The sequence below is a fragment of the Novosphingobium sp. SL115 genome (assembly GCF_026672515.1).
Taxonomy (GTDB): domain Bacteria; phylum Pseudomonadota; class Alphaproteobacteria; order Sphingomonadales; family Sphingomonadaceae; genus Novosphingobium.
The window spans coordinates 1586312-1604254 of sequence record NZ_JAPPRG010000002.1 but is presented as its reverse complement, the minus strand read 5'-3'; the positions used below and the strand labels follow the sequence as shown (position 1 = coordinate 1604254).

Annotated in this window: 23 protein-coding genes; 6 read left to right on the top strand and 17 right to left on the bottom strand. The window is 61.7% G+C overall.

The window, feature by feature from the left end; translation table 11 throughout:
• Positions 1-2: 2 nt before the first annotated feature.
• The 14 genes from OVA07_RS09315 to hisB all read right to left on the bottom strand — a co-directional run bounded on the left by OVA07_RS09315 (position 3) and on the right by hisB (position 9027).
• Positions 3-536, bottom strand: coding sequence for a J domain-containing protein (locus OVA07_RS09315; protein ID WP_268171163.1), 534 nt, complete (start codon positions 534-536; stop codon positions 3-5).
• Between the two features lie 97 nt (positions 537-633).
• A complete protein-coding gene (gene pal / locus OVA07_RS09310) occupies positions 634-1146 on the bottom strand; it encodes a peptidoglycan-associated lipoprotein Pal (protein WP_268171162.1) in 513 nt (170 codons plus the stop codon).
• A gap of 93 nt (positions 1147-1239) precedes the next feature.
• The gene (gene tolB / locus OVA07_RS09305; RefSeq protein ID WP_268171161.1) at positions 1240-2622 is read right to left on the bottom strand and encodes a Tol-Pal system beta propeller repeat protein TolB; all 1383 of its coding nucleotides are present in this window, start codon (positions 2620-2622) and stop codon (positions 1240-1242) included.
• Complete coding sequence (locus OVA07_RS09300) at positions 2619-3584, bottom strand: hypothetical protein (RefSeq protein ID WP_268171160.1); 966 nt, start codon at positions 3582-3584, stop codon at positions 2619-2621. Before OVA07_RS09300 ends, tolB begins: the two co-directional genes overlap by 4 nt.
• Positions 3585-3595: 11 nt before the next feature.
• On the bottom strand, positions 3596-4048 hold the full coding sequence (locus OVA07_RS09295; protein WP_268171159.1) for an ExbD/TolR family protein: 453 nt from the start codon (positions 4046-4048) through the stop codon (positions 3596-3598).
• Between the two features lie 3 nt (positions 4049-4051).
• Positions 4052-4753, bottom strand: coding sequence for a protein TolQ (tolQ, locus tag OVA07_RS09290; RefSeq protein ID WP_268171158.1), 702 nt, complete (start codon positions 4751-4753; stop codon positions 4052-4054).
• The gene (locus tag OVA07_RS09285; protein WP_268171157.1) at positions 4750-5214 is read right to left on the bottom strand and encodes a YbgC/FadM family acyl-CoA thioesterase; all 465 of its coding nucleotides are present in this window, start codon (positions 5212-5214) and stop codon (positions 4750-4752) included. Before OVA07_RS09285 ends, tolQ begins: the two co-directional genes overlap by 4 nt.
• A gap of 75 nt (positions 5215-5289) precedes the next feature.
• Entirely contained in the window at positions 5290-5667 is a 378-nt protein-coding gene (locus OVA07_RS09280) for a histidine triad nucleotide-binding protein (RefSeq protein WP_268171156.1), read from the bottom strand.
• 1 nt (position 5668) lies between these two features.
• On the bottom strand, positions 5669-5992 hold the full coding sequence (locus OVA07_RS09275) for a phosphoribosyl-ATP diphosphatase (RefSeq protein ID WP_268172664.1): 324 nt from the start codon (positions 5990-5992) through the stop codon (positions 5669-5671).
• A 61-nt stretch (positions 5993-6053) separates the two neighbouring features.
• The gene (locus OVA07_RS09270) at positions 6054-6218 is read right to left on the bottom strand and encodes a PEP-CTERM sorting domain-containing protein (RefSeq protein WP_268171155.1); all 165 of its coding nucleotides are present in this window, start codon (positions 6216-6218) and stop codon (positions 6054-6056) included.
• A 101-nt stretch (positions 6219-6319) separates the two neighbouring features.
• A complete protein-coding gene (gene hisF, locus OVA07_RS09265; RefSeq protein ID WP_268171154.1) occupies positions 6320-7081 on the bottom strand; it encodes an imidazole glycerol phosphate synthase subunit HisF in 762 nt (253 codons plus the stop codon).
• A 1-nt stretch (position 7082) separates the two neighbouring features.
• A complete protein-coding gene (hisA, locus tag OVA07_RS09260; protein ID WP_268171153.1) occupies positions 7083-7808 on the bottom strand; it encodes a 1-(5-phosphoribosyl)-5-[(5-phosphoribosylamino)methylideneamino]imidazole-4-carboxamide isomerase in 726 nt (241 codons plus the stop codon).
• Between the two features lie 3 nt (positions 7809-7811).
• Complete coding sequence (gene hisH, locus OVA07_RS09255) at positions 7812-8441, bottom strand: imidazole glycerol phosphate synthase subunit HisH (RefSeq protein WP_268171152.1); 630 nt, start codon at positions 8439-8441, stop codon at positions 7812-7814.
• A complete protein-coding gene (hisB, locus tag OVA07_RS09250) occupies positions 8434-9027 on the bottom strand; it encodes an imidazoleglycerol-phosphate dehydratase HisB (RefSeq protein ID WP_268172663.1) in 594 nt (197 codons plus the stop codon). The genes hisH and hisB overlap by 8 nt, the downstream gene beginning before the upstream one ends.
• 85 nt (positions 9028-9112) lie before the next feature.
• On the opposite strand from hisB, the gene OVA07_RS09245 reads away from it, so the two are divergent.
• From OVA07_RS09245 to gmk, 3 genes are read left to right on the top strand one after another with little or no spacing between them, the layout of a single operon-like run.
• On the top strand, positions 9113-9610 hold the full coding sequence (locus tag OVA07_RS09245; protein WP_268171151.1) for an SspB family protein: 498 nt from the start codon (positions 9113-9115) through the stop codon (positions 9608-9610).
• 38 nt (positions 9611-9648) lie between these two features.
• The gene (locus OVA07_RS09240) at positions 9649-10044 is read left to right on the top strand and encodes a hypothetical protein (protein ID WP_268171150.1); all 396 of its coding nucleotides are present in this window, start codon (positions 9649-9651) and stop codon (positions 10042-10044) included.
• Positions 10045-10095: 51 nt separating this feature from the next.
• Positions 10096-10755 (top strand): guanylate kinase, encoded by a 660-nt coding sequence (gene gmk / locus OVA07_RS09235; protein WP_268171149.1) that lies wholly within the window; start codon positions 10096-10098, stop codon positions 10753-10755.
• A 124-nt stretch (positions 10756-10879) separates the two neighbouring features.
• Here gmk and OVA07_RS09230 read toward each other — a convergent pair whose 3' ends face one another.
• Genes OVA07_RS09230 through OVA07_RS09220 form a run of 3 tightly spaced genes read right to left on the bottom strand, consistent with a single transcriptional unit; the run spans position 10880 to position 14031 of the window.
• Positions 10880-11683, bottom strand: coding sequence for an SDR family oxidoreductase (locus OVA07_RS09230; protein ID WP_268171148.1), 804 nt, complete (start codon positions 11681-11683; stop codon positions 10880-10882).
• 44 nt (positions 11684-11727) lie between these two features.
• On the bottom strand, positions 11728-12867 hold the full coding sequence (locus tag OVA07_RS09225; protein WP_268171147.1) for an acyl-CoA dehydrogenase family protein: 1140 nt from the start codon (positions 12865-12867) through the stop codon (positions 11728-11730).
• Positions 12868-12870: 3 nt separating this feature from the next.
• Positions 12871-14031, bottom strand: a complete 1161-nt coding sequence (locus tag OVA07_RS09220) for an acyl-CoA dehydrogenase family protein (RefSeq protein WP_268171146.1) — start codon at positions 14029-14031, stop codon at positions 12871-12873.
• Between the two features lie 183 nt (positions 14032-14214).
• Here OVA07_RS09220 and OVA07_RS09215 point away from each other — a divergent pair, with 183 nt between their 5' ends.
• The 3 genes from OVA07_RS09215 (at position 14215) to OVA07_RS09205 (ending at position 17907) form a co-directional block, all read left to right on the top strand.
• A complete protein-coding gene (locus tag OVA07_RS09215) occupies positions 14215-15063 on the top strand; it encodes an SDR family NAD(P)-dependent oxidoreductase (protein WP_268171145.1) in 849 nt (282 codons plus the stop codon).
• Positions 15060-16502, top strand: a complete 1443-nt coding sequence (locus tag OVA07_RS09210) for an MFS transporter (RefSeq protein WP_268171144.1) — start codon at positions 15060-15062, stop codon at positions 16500-16502. The genes OVA07_RS09215 and OVA07_RS09210 overlap by 4 nt, the downstream gene beginning before the upstream one ends.
• Before the next feature lie 112 nt (positions 16503-16614).
• Positions 16615-17907, top strand: a complete 1293-nt coding sequence (locus OVA07_RS09205) for an acyl-CoA dehydrogenase family protein (RefSeq protein WP_268171143.1) — start codon at positions 16615-16617, stop codon at positions 17905-17907.
• Positions 17908-17943 lie beyond the last annotated feature (36 nt).

The following is a 17943-nucleotide window of genomic DNA, read 5'->3' as shown; positions in this document are numbered from 1 at the left end:
CGTCAGCCCTTCCATTCGCGGCGGTCTTCCGCTGCACGCAGCACTTCGTAGGACACCTGCAGTTTCTGGAACTCCTCGGCGGCGGCCTTGTCGCCGGGGCGCACGTCGGGGTGGACGGCCTTGGCCTTGGTGCGCCATGCCTTTTTCACCGCGTCGAAATCGGCATCAGGATCAAGGCCCAGCACTTCAAGCGCGCGCAGTTCGTCCCGGCTACGGGTGCCATCGCCCGATCCGCCCCATTCCGCCCAAGAAGCCTGCTTGAAGCCCGAAGCCTCACCCCGCTCTTCGGCTTCGCGGCGTTCAGCCTCTTCCTTGTCTAGCCCTTCGAAATAGTTCCAGCCAGCGTTGTATTCCGCCGCATGTTTGGGGCAGAAATACCAGCGATCCGGGTTATTGGGCGACTTGGGTGCGGGGCAATCTCCCTTCTCTTCACACCCGGCCCGATCGCACAGGCGCACAGACGCGGTTTCGCGCGCGCCCTGATAACCGCGCCAGCGGGGAAAACCCCAGTCGTTTGATCGTGTGTACCGCGCCATACGAAAAGCAAAGCCAAAGCCGGACCGAAAGGTCAAGATGGATGAACGCGAACGGCCCGACCGCAAGGCCGGGCCGAGGCAGATAACCCGGTAAGGATCAGTTGACGGTGACAGTCACCGCGCGGCGGTTGCGCGCCCATGATTCCTCATCAGAACCCAGCGCGACGGGGCGTTCCTTGCCATAGCTGAGCGTGGTGATGCGGCCCGGATCGACACCAAGGCTGACCAGATAGTTCTTGGCCGCATTGGCACGGCGTTCACCCAGCGCGATGTTGTAATCGCGGGTGCCACGTTCGTCCGCATGGCCTTCGATGGTGATGGCTCTCGAAGGATAACGGGCCAGCCAACTGGCCTGGCTTTGCAGCACGCCCTGATCCGCCGTATCCACATTATAGCGGTCGGTATCGAACAGGATCGTGTCGGACATGACCGATGCCATGAAATCTGCCTGACTGCCGGGAACCGGGCCTGCAGGTGCGGTCGGCGTCGGCGTGGTCTGGGTGGTGGTGGTGGAGCCCGGTTCGGGCGGAAGCTGCTTGGGCTTGGACGCGCAAGCGCCGAGAGTGAGCGTGACGGCGGCAAGGCCGACAAAGATCAACGGACGGTTCATGGGCTTCTCCTTGGGGAGGGATGGAACATGGTGCGGTTTATTGGGCACAAAGGCAAGGAAACCGCGCCTACTTTTGCCATTGCGCCATATGGATCAGGGCAGAACCGGACCCCACGCAGGGTCGGAACCATCGACGGGGGTATTCAGCTTGCGCTCGTTCCGCCCGGTAAGATCAACCTGCCACACGCCAGTTTTGCCATTACCGCGTTCAGTACGGAAGAACTGCACGATACGGCCATTTGGCGACCATGTGGGAGCTTCATCCTGCCAACTGTCTGTCAGGAAGCGCATATTGCGGCCCGAAGGATCGGTAACCGCAATACGGAAATTGCCGCCAATGTGGGTGAACGCAATCTGATCGCCGCGCGGTGACCATTCAGGCGTGGCCGCACGCCCACCGAAAAAGCTGATGCGCTTCTGGTTCGATCCATCCGCATTCATCACATAAAGCTGCTGGCTACCCGACCGATCGCTTTCAAAAACGATCTTGCTGCCATCGGGCGAATAGGAACCGCCGACATCGATGCCCGGCGAATCGGTCAAGCGCGTGGAAGGCCCGCCTTGCGCCGACACGCGATAGACATCGGTGTTGCCAGCGACCGCCATCGAATAGAGAATCCACTTGCCATCCGGCGACCAGCGCGGCGCGAAGGTGGGATTGGTGCTGGAGGTGACCAGCGTCTGCTGGCCGGTGCCGACATTGTAGATATAAATGCGCGGCGCACCGTTCAGATAGCTGAGATAGACGATGCGGCTGTAGTCGGGCGAATAGCGCGGCGTCAGCGCGGTTGCCTGCCCATTGGTGATGAAGCGGTGGTTTGCGCCATCGGAATCCATGATGGCAAGCTGCTTGCGGCGGCGGTCCTTGGGGCCGGTTTCGGCGATATAGGCGATCTTGCTGTCAAAGAACGGGCTTTCGCCCGACAGGCGCGAATAGACCATGTCGGCGCATTTGTGCGCGGCGCGGCGCCATTCTTCAGGCTTTACCACATAGCCTTGCCGGGCCAATTCGCTGCCCAGCGCGACGTCGTAAAGATAACAACCGACAGTCAAGCGGCCATCGCCGTTGGCGCGCACGAAACCCTGCACCAGCATTTCCGCTGAACGTCCGCGCCACGTATCGAACGTAGGCGCCGCCACTTGCGGAAATGCTACTGCAGGCAAGGCATCAGGACCAACCGGCTTGAACAGGCCATTGTTCTTGAGGTCGTTGAACACCACACGCGCCACATTGCGGCCCAGCGCTTCGGTATTGCCGCCTTCGGCAGCGGTGGGGACGCTGAGATTGGTCGGGAACGCGGGGATGGCGATGCCCAGATCTTGCCATTCGCTTTCGTCGGTGACCGATCCGGTCAACCCGCCATCGTCCTGCGCGGCTTGGGGCGCGGACGATGAAGGCAGCGTGGTCTGTTGGGCCAGCGCCATAGCGGGAAGGCTGACAACGCCTGCAAGAACAACAAGAAAACGCTTGGTCATTGGGACAACTTCCTGTCGAAGCGGAAAGCGGCAATGCGCTTCCAGCCTGCATAATAGTTATCAGGCAGATCGAACGGCGCAGCCAGTTGCACCGCGCGGATCGCCTGTTCGGCATGGCGCTTGGCCTGCGCTTCGTTGGCGGGCGTGATGCCCTGCTGATCGACAACGCGCGGACGCCCTGCAAGGCTCCCGTCAGGGTTCAGATCCCATGCAAGGATCGTGACCAGCTTGTCGGTATCCACCCCTTGCGGCGCGGCCCAGTGCGGCTTGATCTCACGCGAGATGGCCCCCACCAGCGACGCCTTTACATCCGCGCCAATGGCAGCGGCAGGCGGTGTGCTGGCGGTGCCGGGCTTGGTTGATCCCGGAACGCCTTTCAGAAAGTCGCTACCGATACGGCTGCCACCGCTGGGCGTATCAGGCCTGCGACGGGGGCTTTGGTCAGCAGGTTTGGCCGCTTGCGCCTTGGCCGGGGCGGATTTGGCCGGTGTTGGCTTTGCCGGAGCCGGTCGGGCAGGCGCAGGCTTGGCCGGGACAGCCTTTGCCGGGGCCGGTTTAGGGGGCGCTGGCTTTGGGGGCGCTGGCTTGGGCGGCACTGGTTTAGGCGGTGCTGGTTTAGGCGCAGGCTGAGGTTTGGGTTGCGGCTTGGGCTGCGGCGGCACAGGCGCAGGCTGGGGCGGTTCTGGCCGTGGCGCAGGTTCCGGCACGGGTGCAGGCGCTGGCTGTGGTTCGCCCAGTTCAGGCGCCACATCGGGCGCAGCCTGCGCCATGGAATCGGGCGACGTCGACTGCTCGGCAATCTCTTCGGAGAAGGTCACTTCCATCCGCTGTGGCGGCGGCTGCACGGTCTTGCCCGGCGGAGACAGGGTAAGTGCAGCGACCAGCGCGACGTGGGCCGCGGCCGCAATGGCCAGCCCAGCGCCTTCCTGCCGTGAAAGTCCGCCTGCGGTAGGATCTTGCATGGATGCCATGCCTATTGCGCTTGGGATGAACTGTTGGTGACCAGCGAAATTGATTTGAAGCCCGCTGCGTTCAATTCACCCATCACCGCAGCAACCCGGCCCCAATCCAGCACGCGGTCGGCGCGCAGGGTGACCAGCGGCGGCTTTGGCCCGCGCTCTAGCCCGGCAAGGCGATCACCCAGTTCGCCCGGCGCAAGCTGCTGATCGTCAAGGAAAACTGCGCCTTGGGCATCGATGCTGACGGTGATCTGGTCCTGCTGCTGATCCAGCGGATCGGCCTTGCTGTCAGGCAGGTCTACCGGCACGCCTGCGGCTAACATGGGGGCGGTGACCATGAAGATAATCAGCAGCACCAGCATCACGTCGACCAGCGGAGTGACGTTGATCTCGCTCATCGCGGCGCGACCGCCCCGGCCTCGCCGGCCCCGGCCTCCGCCGCCCCCGGACCCCATAGACATTGCCATGGCTCAGTTCTCCAGTTCGCGGCTGAGCGAGGAATGGAACCGGTCGGCAAAGCGATAGAGCCGCGTTTCAAAACGGTTCACGCGGTGGGAAAAGCGGTTGTAGGCGATGACTGCCGGGATCGCCGCGAACAGGCCGATGGCCGTGGCGAACAGCGCTTCAGAAATGCCGGGGGCCACCACGGCAAGCGAGGAATTCTGCTGCGCGCCGATGTTGAAGAAGCTGTCCATGATGCCCCAGACCGTGCCGAACAGCCCGACGAACGGGGCGACGGACCCTACTGTAGCAAGGAAATTCAACCGGTTGGCCAGCGCATCGGTTTCTGCCGTTACCGCGCCGTCAAGCGCGGTGGACAGCCGCTGACGGGTGCCTTCGCGGTCAATCGCCTTGCCCGATGTGGAACGACGCCATTCGGCAAGGGCGGCATTGACCAAGCGGGCCGACGGCAGATCGCGTCCCTTGTTGTCCTTCTGGAACTGGTCGATATCGCGCGCTTCCCAGAATTCACGCTCGTACTTGTCGCAGCCGCGCTGTACGCTGCCGATCTTCAGCGAAAAGCCAACGATGATCGCCCAGACCCACACGCTGGCCAGAACCAGCCCGGCCATGACCGCCTGGACCACATAATCGGCTTCAAGGAAAAGCTGGACCGGGTTCAGCGTGGTGGGCGCAAAGGAAACGCCGCTGGCAAGCATTTGGAACGTCATGCGGGATCAGGCCCTTCGGATGCGGAAACGATAGTCTTGAATGCCGCCACCCAGGCGGGCGGCTGACGGCGGGGACGGCCATTGGGCGCAACGAAAGCGACACGCACTTTCGCTTCGCACAACAGCGTTTCATCCCTGAACGCACGCTGCACGATGCGGCAGGTGGCAGGGGAAAGTTCTGCAACGGTGCTACAGATCAGCACATCATCATCCAGCTTGGCCGGGCGCAGATACCGCAGGCCCATTTCGCTGACGGCATAGGCCCCCTCGCCCGCTTCGTGCGCGGTGCGCTGGTCTATGCCCAGCAGGCGCAGCATGTCTGACCGGGCGCGCTCGAACCAGCGCAGATAATTGGCATGATAAACCACACCCGAAAGGTCCGTGTCCTCAAAATAGACGCGAACCGGGTAAAGGTGCTGCGGGCCGTCGAACAGGCCGGAAGGGGGAGCAGGCAAAAGCATTCGCGGTCAACCCTACCCTTGCGACGAGTCGTTGGGCAAGAGGTGGTTAACTGCCTATCTCTGGAACGGACCTATTCAGCGCACCAGCATGGGGCCAAGTGGCTGCCCTGCAAAGAGGTGGACGTGCAGATGCGGCACTTCCTGATGGCCATTGATGCCGGTGTTCGCCAGCAGGCGATAGCCCGGCACAACCAGCCCCAGATCGCGCGCCACTTTGCCCACAGCACGCACGAAACCTGCAATTTCAGCAGCATCCGCCTTGGCCGAAAAATCGTCCCAGCACACGTATGGCCCTTTGGGGATCACCAGAACGTGGGTCGGAGCCTGCGGGTTGATGTCGTGGAACGCCAGCGCAAAGTCATCTTCGTAAACCGTGCGGTTGGGAATTTCCCCGCGCAGGATTTTCGCGAAAATGTTCTGGTCGTCATAGGCCTTAGTCGCATCAACGGCCATGTCAGTTGCTCCTGCCTGCCTTTTCAACGATGCCTGATGTGCCTTCGCGGCGTTGCAGTTCGCCCAGCACGTCTGCCAGCGGCACATCCTTGGCCGACAACAGCACCATCAGGTGAAAAATCAGGTCTGCCGCTTCGCCGACCAGTTCTTCACGGCTTCCGGTCAGTGCGGCGATCACCGTTTCGGTGCCTTCTTCACCCACTTTCTGCGCGATCTTGGCAACGCCTTTGGCGTTGAGCTTGGCCACATAGCTGGCCGAAGGATCGCCAAGGCGGCGCTGCGCAATCGTGGCTTCAAGCCGGGTCAGAATTTCACCGTGTTCCATGGCCCCCGCATGAAACGCAGGCGCGCCGGGGTCAAGCGGCGAACGCATCAATGCCGGAAGATCAGTCTTTGCGCTTGGCAACCTGCCGGCCAACGATCAGCCCGACGATGCCTAGTCCCAGCAGCGCGGTCGTGGTCGGTTCAGGCACGGAAACGCCCGAAGATTGCGCATAAGCCGGAGCGGCGGCGCAAAGGGCGATGACAATGCTGATAAGCGGACGAACCACGGGACAAGCGGCCTGTTTGACTGTTTGGGAATTTTGCCCTGCCAGACCGCGCGATTCGTTAAAATCCCTTAACTACAGTGGTTAATGCCCCATTGCGGGACTCAAGACCGGGCCGGCAGCCCCGCAGCACGCAAAGCGGCGTGGGCTTCTGCAATCGAGTGTGTGCCAAAGTGGAAGATCGAAGCGGCCAGAACCGCGCTGGCATGGCCCTGAATCACGCCTTCGACCAGATGATCGAGCGAACCGACGCCGCCGCTGGCAATAACCGGCACAGGCACCGCATCGGCAATTGCGCGCGTCAATTCAAGGTCATAGCCCTTCTTCGTACCGTCACCGTCCATCGACGTGACCAGCAATTCGCCCGCCCCCAGCGTGGCAAGGTTCACCGCATGGGCCAGCGCATCGATGCCGGTGGCCTTGCGCCCGCCGTGGGTGAAGATTTCCCACTTGCCGGGCGCTACCCTGCGCGCATCGACCGAACCGACCACGCACTGCGCGCCGAACTTTTCGGCAATGTCGCGCACCAGTTCAGGCCGGGCGACAGCAGCGGAATTGACCGCCACCTTGTCAGCCCCTGCCAGAAGCAGCGCGCGCGCATCTTCGACGGCGCGGACACCGCCGCCAACGGTCAGCGGCATGAAGCACACCTCTGCCGTTCGGGCCACCACATCCAGCAGCGTGCCGCGCCCTTCGTGAGTGGCTGAAATATCAAGGAAGCACAGCTCGTCCGCCCCCGCCTTGTCATAGGCCCGCGCCTGTTCAACCGGATCGCCCGCATCGCGCAGGTCGACAAAGTTGACGCCTTTGACCACGCGGCCTTCGGCCACATCAAGGCAGGGAATGACGCGGACGCGAACGGTCATTTCAGGCCTCTGCCATCGCGATTGCGGCCGCCAGATCAAGCCGACCTTCGAACAGGGCGCGCCCGGTAATGACGCCTTCAATGCCATCGACTTCGTGAATTTTGAGCATGCGGATATCGTCGATACCCTTCACGCCCCCGCTGGCGATGACCGGAATATCGACCCGGCGCGCCAGTTCCACCGTCGCGTCGATGTTGACGCCTTTCAGCATGCCATCGCGGCCAATGTCGGTGAACAGCAGGCTGGCAACGCCCGCATCCTCAAACCGGCGAGCCAAGTCGACCACTTCGACGTCAGACACATCGGCCCAACCTTCGGTCGCCACCATGCCATCGCGCGCGTCAACCGCCACCACGATACCGCCGGGAAATTCCTTGGCCATGTCCTTGACGAACTGCGGGTCTTTCAGCGCGGCTGTGCCCATGACCACGCGCGAAACGCCAAGGTCGAACCAGCCCGTCACGGCTTCGCGCGTGCGAATGCCACCGCCAAGCTGAACATGGCCGGTAAACGCTTTCAGGATGCCTTCCACTGCCTCGCGGTTTTCCGCGCGTCCGGCGAACGATCCATCGAGATCGACCACATGCAGGTATTGCGAACCGGCAGCGGCAAACAGCGCGGCCTGATGGGCTGGGTTGTCGCCATAGACCGTCGCGCGATCCATATCGCCTTCTGCCAGACGGACAACCTGCCCGCCTTTAAGATCGATGGCCGGGAAAACGATCATGTCTCAAGGCTTCCATTCAAGAAAACGGGCGAGCAGGGAAAGGCCGTAGGACTGGCTCTTTTCCGGGTGGAACTGCACGCCAAGGATATTGTCACGCGCCACGGCGGCAACGATTCCGCCGCCATGATCGCTCATCGCCGCCACATGCGCGCCCTCGTCGGCCACGAAGTGGTAGGAGTGGAGGAAATAGGCCTCACCACCCTCTATCAGTTCTGCGCCGCCGCCATGGGGCATGGGGGCGACATCGTTCCAGCCCATGTGTGGCACTTTGATCGACGCATCGGCGGGTTCAATCACGCGCACTTCGCCACCGATCCAGCCCAGCCCTTCGGTAACGCCGTGTTCGACACCGCGATCAGCCAGAAGCTGCATGCCCACGCAAATGCCAAGGAAGGGCGCTGCGCCGACCAGCACCCGCTCCTGCATGGCATCGACCAGTCCCGGCACGCCCTGAAGCGCCGCTACACAAGCCCGAAAGGCACCCACGCCGGGCAGAACAATGCGGTCCGCCGTGCGAACCACCGTTGGGTCTGCCGTAACGACGACACCTTCGGCGCCCGCCGCCTTCAGCGCATTGGCGACCGAGCGCAGATTGCCCGCACCATAATCCACCAGTGCGAGCGTTTCAGCCACCGAGAATGCCCTTGGTTGACGGCACCGCGTCGGCCTTGCGCGGGTCGATGGAAATTGCCTGCCGCATCGCGCGGGCAAAGCCCTTGTAGATGCCTTCGATGATGTGGTGGTTGTTCGACCCGTAGAGGCTTTCGATGTGCAGGGTGATGCCCGCCGCCTGCGAAATCGACTGGAACCAGTGTTCGAACATTTCGGTGTCCATTTCACCCAGACGCGGCTGGGTGAATGCGGCCTTCCAGATCAGCACCGGACGGCCGGAAATATCCAGCGCAACGCGGCTCAACGCCTCGTCCATGGGGGAATAGGTGTGTCCGTAGCGGGTAATGCCCTTCTTGTCGCCCAGCGCCTGTGAAATGGCCTGCCCCAGCGCGATGGCGCTGTCTTCGGTCGTGTGGTGCTGATCGACGTGAAGATCGCCCTTCACCCGGCATTCGATGTCGATCAGCGAATGGCGGCTAAACTGTTCGATCATGTGATCGAGAAAACCGATGCCGGTATCCACCTTGTAGGTGCCGGTGCCATCGAGGTTTACCGACACGGCAATGTCGGTTTCCTCGGTCTTTCGCGTGATCGATCCGGTGCGCATGGCTGCGCCTATACGCCGCTCATCATGAGAATCAATCACCGTCCCCACTTGACCCACGCGCTGCCCAAGGCCAGTTGTCTTGCCCATGACCGATACACCCGACAGCATGATCCCCTATGACGAAATCGTGCAGGAGGCCCTGCGCGCCGTCGTGGGCCGCGTTCTGGGCCAGGTGCAGGATTCGGGCGGCACCCTGCCCGGTGGCCACCATTTCTACATCACGTTCAAGACCGGCGCGCCCGGCGTGGACATTCCGCAGCGCCTGCGCGAACGCTTTCCCGATGAAATGACCATCGTGCTGCAGAACAAGTTCTGGGATCTGAAGGTTGAGGCAGACCGGTTCAGCGTCGGCCTTTCGTTCAATCAGATCCCGTCGATCCTAAACGTGCCGTTCTCCGCCATCACCGCATTTGTCGATCCTGCCGTGGATTTTGGCCTGCAATTTCAGGCTGTGGCCGATGACGAAGCCGAACCGCTGGACGAAGCGGGCAACGATTCGCCGGAACAAGCCGAACGTCCTGCCGTTGAACAGGCAGAAGACGGCTCGAATGTCGTCACAGTGGATTTCGGCAAGAAGAAGTAAGAGGCGCGAAAGCCGCCTCTTACGCGAAAGGCAGGCGCATGGCGAAGGTGGGCAAGAAAGCGATCAAGAACGCTGCGAAGGGCGCAATCGGCAAAGTGCCTGCGCCCAGCCCCAACCCCATGGCAAATTTGATTCTGGCTGACATTGCCCTGCGCGCAGGCGGGGCGTTACTGCGCCGGGGTGTGGAAAAAGGCCTGGTCGGCAGCCGCGTGGGCAGTTCGAAAGCCGGTAACCTGATCCGTGGCCGCAGCATGGCGCAAACGCTGATCGGCACGGCGATTGCACGAATCGCTACCCGTTCGGTCCCCGGCGCTATTGTGGTGGGCGGCGGTCTGGTGGCAAAAACGCTGTTCGAACGGCGTCGCCGGATGAAGGCTGAAGCGGTTGGCAAGATCGCGCTCGAAAAGCAGGCTGAACGCGGCGAGAAAAGCTGAAGGGTTTGATCCCCACTTGACCGGTCGGGAACCGATGCGCCACTAGCGCGCATGGCCCATTCGTCCCGCGAAACCGACTCCCATGACACCCTGCATCGCCGGGGACTGATGTTCATCCTGTCATCGCCTTCGGGCGCGGGAAAGACGACCATCGCGCGCAAGCTTCTGGCCGAAGATACGGAAATCGCCATGTCGGTTTCGGTCACCACCCGCCCGATGCGTGCCGGTGAAGTGGACGGCAAGGATTATTACTTCGTCGACCGGACCGAGTTTGACCGCATGGTCGAAGCCAACGAGTTCTATGAATGGGCAACCGTGTTCGGCAATTCCTATGGCACGCCCAAAGCCCACATCCGCGAACGGTTGAAGCAGGGCGGCGATGTGCTGTTCGACATCGACTGGCAAGGTACCCAGCAATTACACCAGAAGGCACAGGCCGACGTGGTGCGCGTGTTCATCCTACCGCCCAGCCTTGACGAACTGCGCCGCCGCCTGACAGGGCGTGGCACTGACAGCGCCGAAGTGATTGCCGCACGCATGGACCGGGCGCAGGCGGAAATCAGCCACTGGGACGGCTATGACTATGTTGTGGTCAACGATGACGTCGAAGGCTGCTTCTGCAAGGTGCGCGAAATTCTGGCAGCGGAACGGATGCGGCGGACCCGGCAGACCGGGCTGATCGATTTCGTGCGTGGGTTGATGCAGGGCTGATTGGCGAAAGAGGTTGCTTGCCCCCCGCGCAGGCGGCGGCATCAGTCGGCAAAAGCGTAAGTTCCGTTCGCGGCACGAGGCCCCCGCCTGCGCGGGGGCGCCGCTTACCATTCAGGTTGCGGGATCAGTGCCCGCTTGGATCGATGGCCGCGCCCGGTATCCAGCCATTCACGATGCCGCCATCAATCGGCAGTGGCGTGCCAACGACGTAATCCCCCGCGCGGCTGGCAAGGAAAATTGCGCCACCAGCCATGTCTTCGATCGTGCCGATCCGCTTTGAAGGGATGCCCTTGGCCGAGGCTTCGGGGTTGAGCGCGGCGGCCTTGTTCATTTCTGACGGGAACGCGCCGGGGCAGATGCAACTGGCAACGATGTTGTCCTTTATCAGCCGTGCCGCCATGCGCTTGGTCAGGTGGACCACCGCCGCTTTCGACGCCTGATAGCTGTAGGTTTCCCAAGGGTTCAGGCGCAGGCCATCGACCGAGGCGATGTTGATGACCTTGGCCGGTTGCTGCTGGCTGGCGGCAGCTTTCAGCAGACCGTGCAGCTTTTGCGTCAGGAAGAACGGGGTCTTGACGTTCAGGTCCATGACCTTGTCCCACCCGGCTTCGGGGAAGACTTCAAAATCCGCACCCCATGCGGCGCCCGCGTTGTTGACGAGAATGTCGATCTTTGATTCGCGCGCAGCAAGATCTGCAGCCAAAGCTTCGATCCCGGCAACATTCGAAATATCGCCCGGCAGCGCGATGCAGCGTTCGCCCAAGCGCGCAGCGGTTTCCTCGACCACAGCGGCCTTGCGCGCAGTAATATAGACGCGCGCGCACCCGGCGGCGAGATAGCCCTCGGCAATCATTTCACCAATACCGCGCGATCCGCCAGTGACCACGGCAACGCGGCCTTCAAGGCTGAACAGTTTGCTGAAATCCATGGTATTTTCTCCATCCCCCTCCCCGTCAAGGGAGGGGGCGATGTTCAATATCCGCTAAGCTGTGCCACACGCTCGGCATGGTAATACTGGTCGCCCATGAATTCGGACAGCGAACGGTCGCGCTTCATGTAAAGGCCGATGTCGAATTCATCGGTCATGCCAACGCCGCCGTGCATCTGCACACCTTCGCGCACGGCAAGGTTGCAGGCCTTGCCAGCCTTGGCCTTGGCCACCGAAATCATCAGTTCAGCCTTGTCCGACCCGCCATCCAGCAGTTGCTGTGCCTTGATAACCGCGGCCGTAGCGATTTCGAGTTCGGAATAGAGGTGGGCGGCGCGGTGTTGCAGGCCCTGAAATTCCCCGATCAGACGGCCGAACTGCTTGCGCGTTTTCAGATAGGCGGCGGTGATGTCGAACGCGCCCTGCCCCACGCCGGTCATTTCGGCAGCGGAACCGATGCGTCCGGCGGCCAGCACCCTGTTCAACAGCGCGCGGCCACCGTCCACGTCGCCAATCACGCAATCGCCATCAAGTTCGACATTGTCGAACGTGACGTTGCTGGCCATGGCACTGTCAACCAGACGCAGGTTTTCGTGGGATACGCCAGCCGCATCCTTGGGCACGGCAAACAGGGTTATGCCATCAACATCGCTGTCGCTGCCCGAAGTGCGCGCGGCCACGATGATGGCATCCGCCGATGCACCATGAACCACAAAGGCCTTGCGCCCTGAAAGCCGGAAACCATTGCCCGCCTTTTCTGCGCGGACGGCAATGCGTTCGGGCCTGTGCTTGGGGCCTTCATCCACCGCGACGGCCAGCACGGCATCGCCCGCGATCACGCCCGGCAGCCAGCGCCCGCGCAGATCGTCAGACCCGCCCGAAAGCGCGGTGACGCCCATGACCGAAGTGGTCAGGAACGGCGATGGGGTAAGGTTACGGCCAATCTGCTGAAGCACGATGCCCGCTTCGACATGGCCCATGGCAAGGCCGCCATCCGCTTCGGCGGCAAGCATCCCGGTCAAGCCCATTTCCGCGAACTGCTTCCACAGCGCATGGCCGAAGCCATCCTGACAGTTGATGTCGCGATAGTGGCGAAGCTGCTTCTTGATGCCACCTTCATCGACCATGAAGCCGGTGACCGTATCGGCCAGCATGGCCTGATCTTCATTATGATACAGAGGCATGGATCAGGCTCCCGGCAGGTCGAGAATGCGCTTGGCAATGACGTTGAGCATGACTTCGCTGGTGCCGCCTTCGATCGAGTTGGCCTTGGTGCGCAGCCATGAACGCGATGGCGTGCCGCCGCTGGTGCGATCGCTATCCCATTCCAGCGCGGTTGCCCCGCCTGCCGCCATCAGCAACTCGTGGCGACGCTTGTTCAGTTCGGTCCCGGCATATTTCATCATGTTGGGCTGCGCGGGATGGGCCTTGCCCACCTTCACTTCGTCCATGAACTTTTCGCCCATGGCCGAATAGGCCAGCGCATCGACATCAAACATGGCGAGTTCGGCGCGCAAGATGGGATCTTCCAGACCATTGCGCGAACAGATGGCACCAATCGCGTTAAGCCGGTCACCACCGCCCGCGCCCGAAATCATCTCACGCTCATGGCCCAGCAGATACTTGGCCACGTCCCAACCGCGATTGAGATCACCCACAATCTGCGCCTTGGGCACGACCACGTTATCAAAGAAGGTTTCGCAGAACGGCGAATTGCCGCTGATAAGCTTGATCGGCTTGGTGGTGACGCCCGGCGTCATCATGTCGAACAACAGGAAGCTGATGCCCTGATACTTGTTGCCCTTGTCGGTGCGGACAAGGCAGAAAATCCAGTCGGCCTTGTCGGCGTATGACGTCCAGATCTTCTGGCCGTTGACGACCCAGTGATCGCCCTTGTCTTCACCAAAGGTCTGCAACGATACGAGGTCTGACCCCGAACCGGGTTCGGAATAACCCTGGCACCAGCGGATTTCGCCACGGGCAATCTGGTTGAGGTAATGAACCTTTTGCTCTTCGGTGCCGAATTTCAGCAACGCGGGGCCAAGCATCCAGATGCCAAAGCTGGACAGCGGCGGACGTGCACCGATGCGCGCGCACTCCTCGCGCCACACCTTTGCCTGCGCCGCAGACAGGCCGGCGCCGCCATAGGCCTTGGGCCAGTCGGGCACGGTATAGCCCTTGGCCGCGCAACGCTCCATCCAGGTCTTCTGGGCTTCGTTCTTGAACGTGAAGTTGCGTCCGCCCCAGCAGACATCGCCTTCATCGCGCACCGGTTCACGCATCTCGGCCGGGCAATTCTCTTCAAGCCACGCGCGGATTTCACCGCGGAAGGCGTCCAGTTCAGACATGGCGTTGCTCCTCTCTTAATCGGAAGGTTAAGGCGAGTCGTGCACCGCTTGCAAGCACGGATTTCTGCGCCTTACGCCAAGGCCAGCATGCCGTAGCGTCAACCGCAGGAGCATTGACGCGGGGTCTTTCCCGCCTAAGCTGACGGAAACGTAAAACGATAGAAAACGGTCTGGGAGAGGGCCATGCGATTCACGGAAAAGACGGTTGTCGTCACAGGGGCTGCATCGGGAATCGGGCGCGCAGCGGCGCTCGCCTTCGCGGCAGAGGGGGCAAAAGTCTATGCCGCCGACATCGATGAAGCGGGCCTTGCGCAAACGGCGGCCAGTTCAAACGGCAATGTGATATGCCAGCGCTGCGATGTGACGCGGGTGGAGGATATCAAGGCATTGATGGACCGCGCTGCCGCCGAAACCGGCGGGATCGATGCGGTGTTCAACAATGCTGGCGCCGGCGGTGATCGCGCCCCGATTGACGAGATCGAGCCGGAAGGCTGGGACCGCACGATGGACCTGCTACTGCGCTCGGTCGCGTTCGGTATACGCTATGCCGTGCCCCACATGATCGGGCGACCGGGCGCAGCCATCGTCAATACGTCCAGCGTGGCGGCGGTTGGTCCCGGCTATTCGCCTACCGCCTATGCCGTGGCGAAGGCAGGCGTGCTGCACCTGACCAAAGTGGCTGCGGCCGATCTTGCCCGACACCAGATCCGCGTGAATGCGGTGCAGCCCGGCTTCATCAATACCAACATCTTCACCAGTTCACTGGAAATGCCCGAAGCACTGGCGGCACAGGCCAAGGGCGCAATTGCGGCGATGTCACAACAGGCGCAGCCCGTGGCGCGCGGCGGACAGCCTGACGACATTGCGCAGGCCGTGCTCTATCTGGCCAGCGATGCGGCGGGCTTCGTCAACGGCACGTCGCTGATCGTCGATGGTGGCATCACCATTGGTCCGCGCCATAGCTGGGATCCGAACATGCCCGGCTTGTTCGACGCGCTTCAGCAAATGGCAGACGCCGGGAAGACCGCGTGATCCCTGTCGCGGGCCGTGTGCCCACACGCCTTGCCATGTTCAACGGGTTGGGCAGCGTGGCCTATGGGGTGAAAGACAACGGTTTCGCCACGTTCCTGCTGCTGTTCTACAATCAGGTGCTGGGCATGGACGCCCGGCTGGTTAGCCTTGCACTGTTGATCGCGCTGGTGTTCGACGGACTTATCGACCCCATCGTGGGACATATCAGCGACCGGACACGCACCTCGATCGGGCGCAGACTGCCATTCCTTTACATCGCAGCCATTCCGCTGGCGCTGGCGTGGATTTTCCTGTGGTCACCGATTGGCCAGCCCAGCTTTGCCATGCTGCTGCTTTCCGCCATTCTTGTGCGCGCGCTGGTGGCGATGTGCGAAGTGCCGTCGGCTGCACTGGTGGCCGAAATCAGCCGCGATTATGACGAACGCACGCGGCTGACCCGGTTCCGCTTTGTCTTTGCCTGGGGTGGCGGGCTGCTGATGCTGTTGCTGGCCTATGGGGTATTCCTGTCCGACGCCATGCTGACACGCGAAGGATATCGCAATTTCGGCCTGTTTGGCGCTGGGCTGATGGCAGCGGCCGTACTGCTGTCGGCAATTGGGCAGCACCGTGCCGTTGCAGGCTGGCCGCCGGAACGCTCGCCTTCAGGCAAAGGGGCATTTGCCTCGCTCAGCGAAATCCGGGAGAGCTTTTCGCACCCGGCCTGCCTGATCGTCATGGCAGGAATTGCGGCCGCGCTCACATCGCAGGGGATTACCTTTGCCCTTTCGAACTACCTTTACCTCTATGTCTGGAAATTCAGTTCGATCGCGCTGCAACTCTATCCGGTGATCCTGTTCTTCAGCGTGATCGGTGCATCTGCCTTGGTTGGCCCTGCCCAACGGCGTTGGGGCAAGGCTGGCACGGTGATGCGCGTTGCACCGCTGGGCATGGTGTTCTGGGTAGGCCCGCTGATCCTGCGCTGGCTGGGGTTGTGGGCGCAGGATGGTTCAACCACCGCAATTTCCGCGATGTTTGTCGCCACCTTCTTGTCCAACACCTTCACCGTTACCGGCACGATGACATTGTGGTCGATGGTGGCCGATGTGGTTGAAGCATCGGAGGAACAGACCGGGCGGCGTTCGGAAGGAACGCTTTCGGCAGGAGCGTTCCTTGCATCGAAATGCGCAGGCGGGCTGGGTGTGTTCATCACCGGCCTGCTACTCAGCTATTCCGGGCTTGAAGCGAACACCGCGCCTGATGCCGTGCTGCCGGAAGTGACTTACAAGCTCAGCCTTGCCTATGCTGCGTGCATCGCCGTGCTGGCAGGCATCACCGCGCTGGTTGTGCGCCGCTTTCCGATTGATCGGGCCACACACGAAGCGCGACTCGCACGGCTTAATCAGGCGACGCTGGATCAGGTTGCCAAAGCAGACCCTGATGCAGCGGGACTTCATCCATAAAACCAAGGTGAAATGACCTCGATCAAGGACGCACCTTAATCAATCACTTAAATTTCTGCTTGAAATCGCTATCAGCCCGATGAACACTGCCGGGCAACAAGGAGAGACCCCCATGGATTTTGAACCGACCGACCGCCAGAAATACTGGCGCGACCGTGTCCGCCAGTTCATTGAAGACAATGTCCGCCCGCGCCATGGGGACTACAAGGCCGAAGCCGGAACCGCCGACCGCTGGAAAGTGATCCAGACGGTTGAACAGGAAAAGGCCAAAGCCAAGGCGCTGGGCATCTGGAACCTGTTCATGCCGCCGCGCAACGGCGGGCATCACCATGTCGAGGAATCGTTCGTATTCGAAGGCCCCGGCCTGACCAACCTCGAATATGCTCTGTGCGCCGAGGAAATGGGCCGCATGGGTTGGGCCAGCGAAGTGTTCAACTGCTCTGCCCCTGACACCGGCAACATGGAAGTGCTGCACCGCTACGGCACGCTGGAACAGAAGGAGCGGTGGTTGAAACCGCTGATGAACGGCGAAATCCGTTCGGCCTTCCTGATGACCGAACCGCAAGTGGCATCATCCGATGCAACCAACATCGAAACATCGATCCGCCGTGAAGGCGACGAATATGTCATCAACGGAACCAAATGGTGGTCATCCGGCGCGGGCGATCCGCGTTGCAAGATTGCCATCGTGATGGGCAAGACCGATTTCGAAGCGAAGAAACATCAGCAACAGTCAATGGTGCTGGTGCCGCTGGACGCGCCGGGCGTGAACATCATCCGCCATCTGCCTGTGTTCGGCTATGATGACGCACCGCACGGCCATATGGAAATCGAACTGAAGGACGTGCGCGTGCCCGCGTCGAACATTCTCCTGGGCGAAGGGCGCGGGTTTGAAATCGCACAAGGCCGCCTGGGGCCGGGCCGCATCCACCACTGCATGCGCACCATTGGCGTAGCCGAAGAGGCGATTGCCAAGATGGCGCGCCGCCTGCAATCGCGTGTCGCCTTTGGCAAGCGCGTGTCCGAACAATCAGTATGGGAACAGCGCATCGCGCAGGCCCGCATCGATATCGAGATGACCCGTCTACTCTGCCTGAAAGCGGCGGACATGATGGACAAGGTGGGCAACAAGGCCGCAGCCCTCGAAATCGCCATGATTAAGGTGCAGGCCCCCAACATGGCCCTGCGCATCATCGATGATGCCATTCAGGCGCACGGCGGAGGCGGTGTTTCGGCAGACTATGGCCTTGCCGAAAGCTATGCCCACATGCGCACGCTGCGTCTGGCCGATGGACCTGACGAGGTACACAACCGGTCGATTGCCCGCATCGAATTTGCCCGCCATTCCGACCTGCCGGGCAGCGACCGGAGCTTCAGCTCTGGCGACCTTGGCGTGGCACGTTAAGGCCTTCCAATACCTTGCGCCCCCACCTGCGCGGGG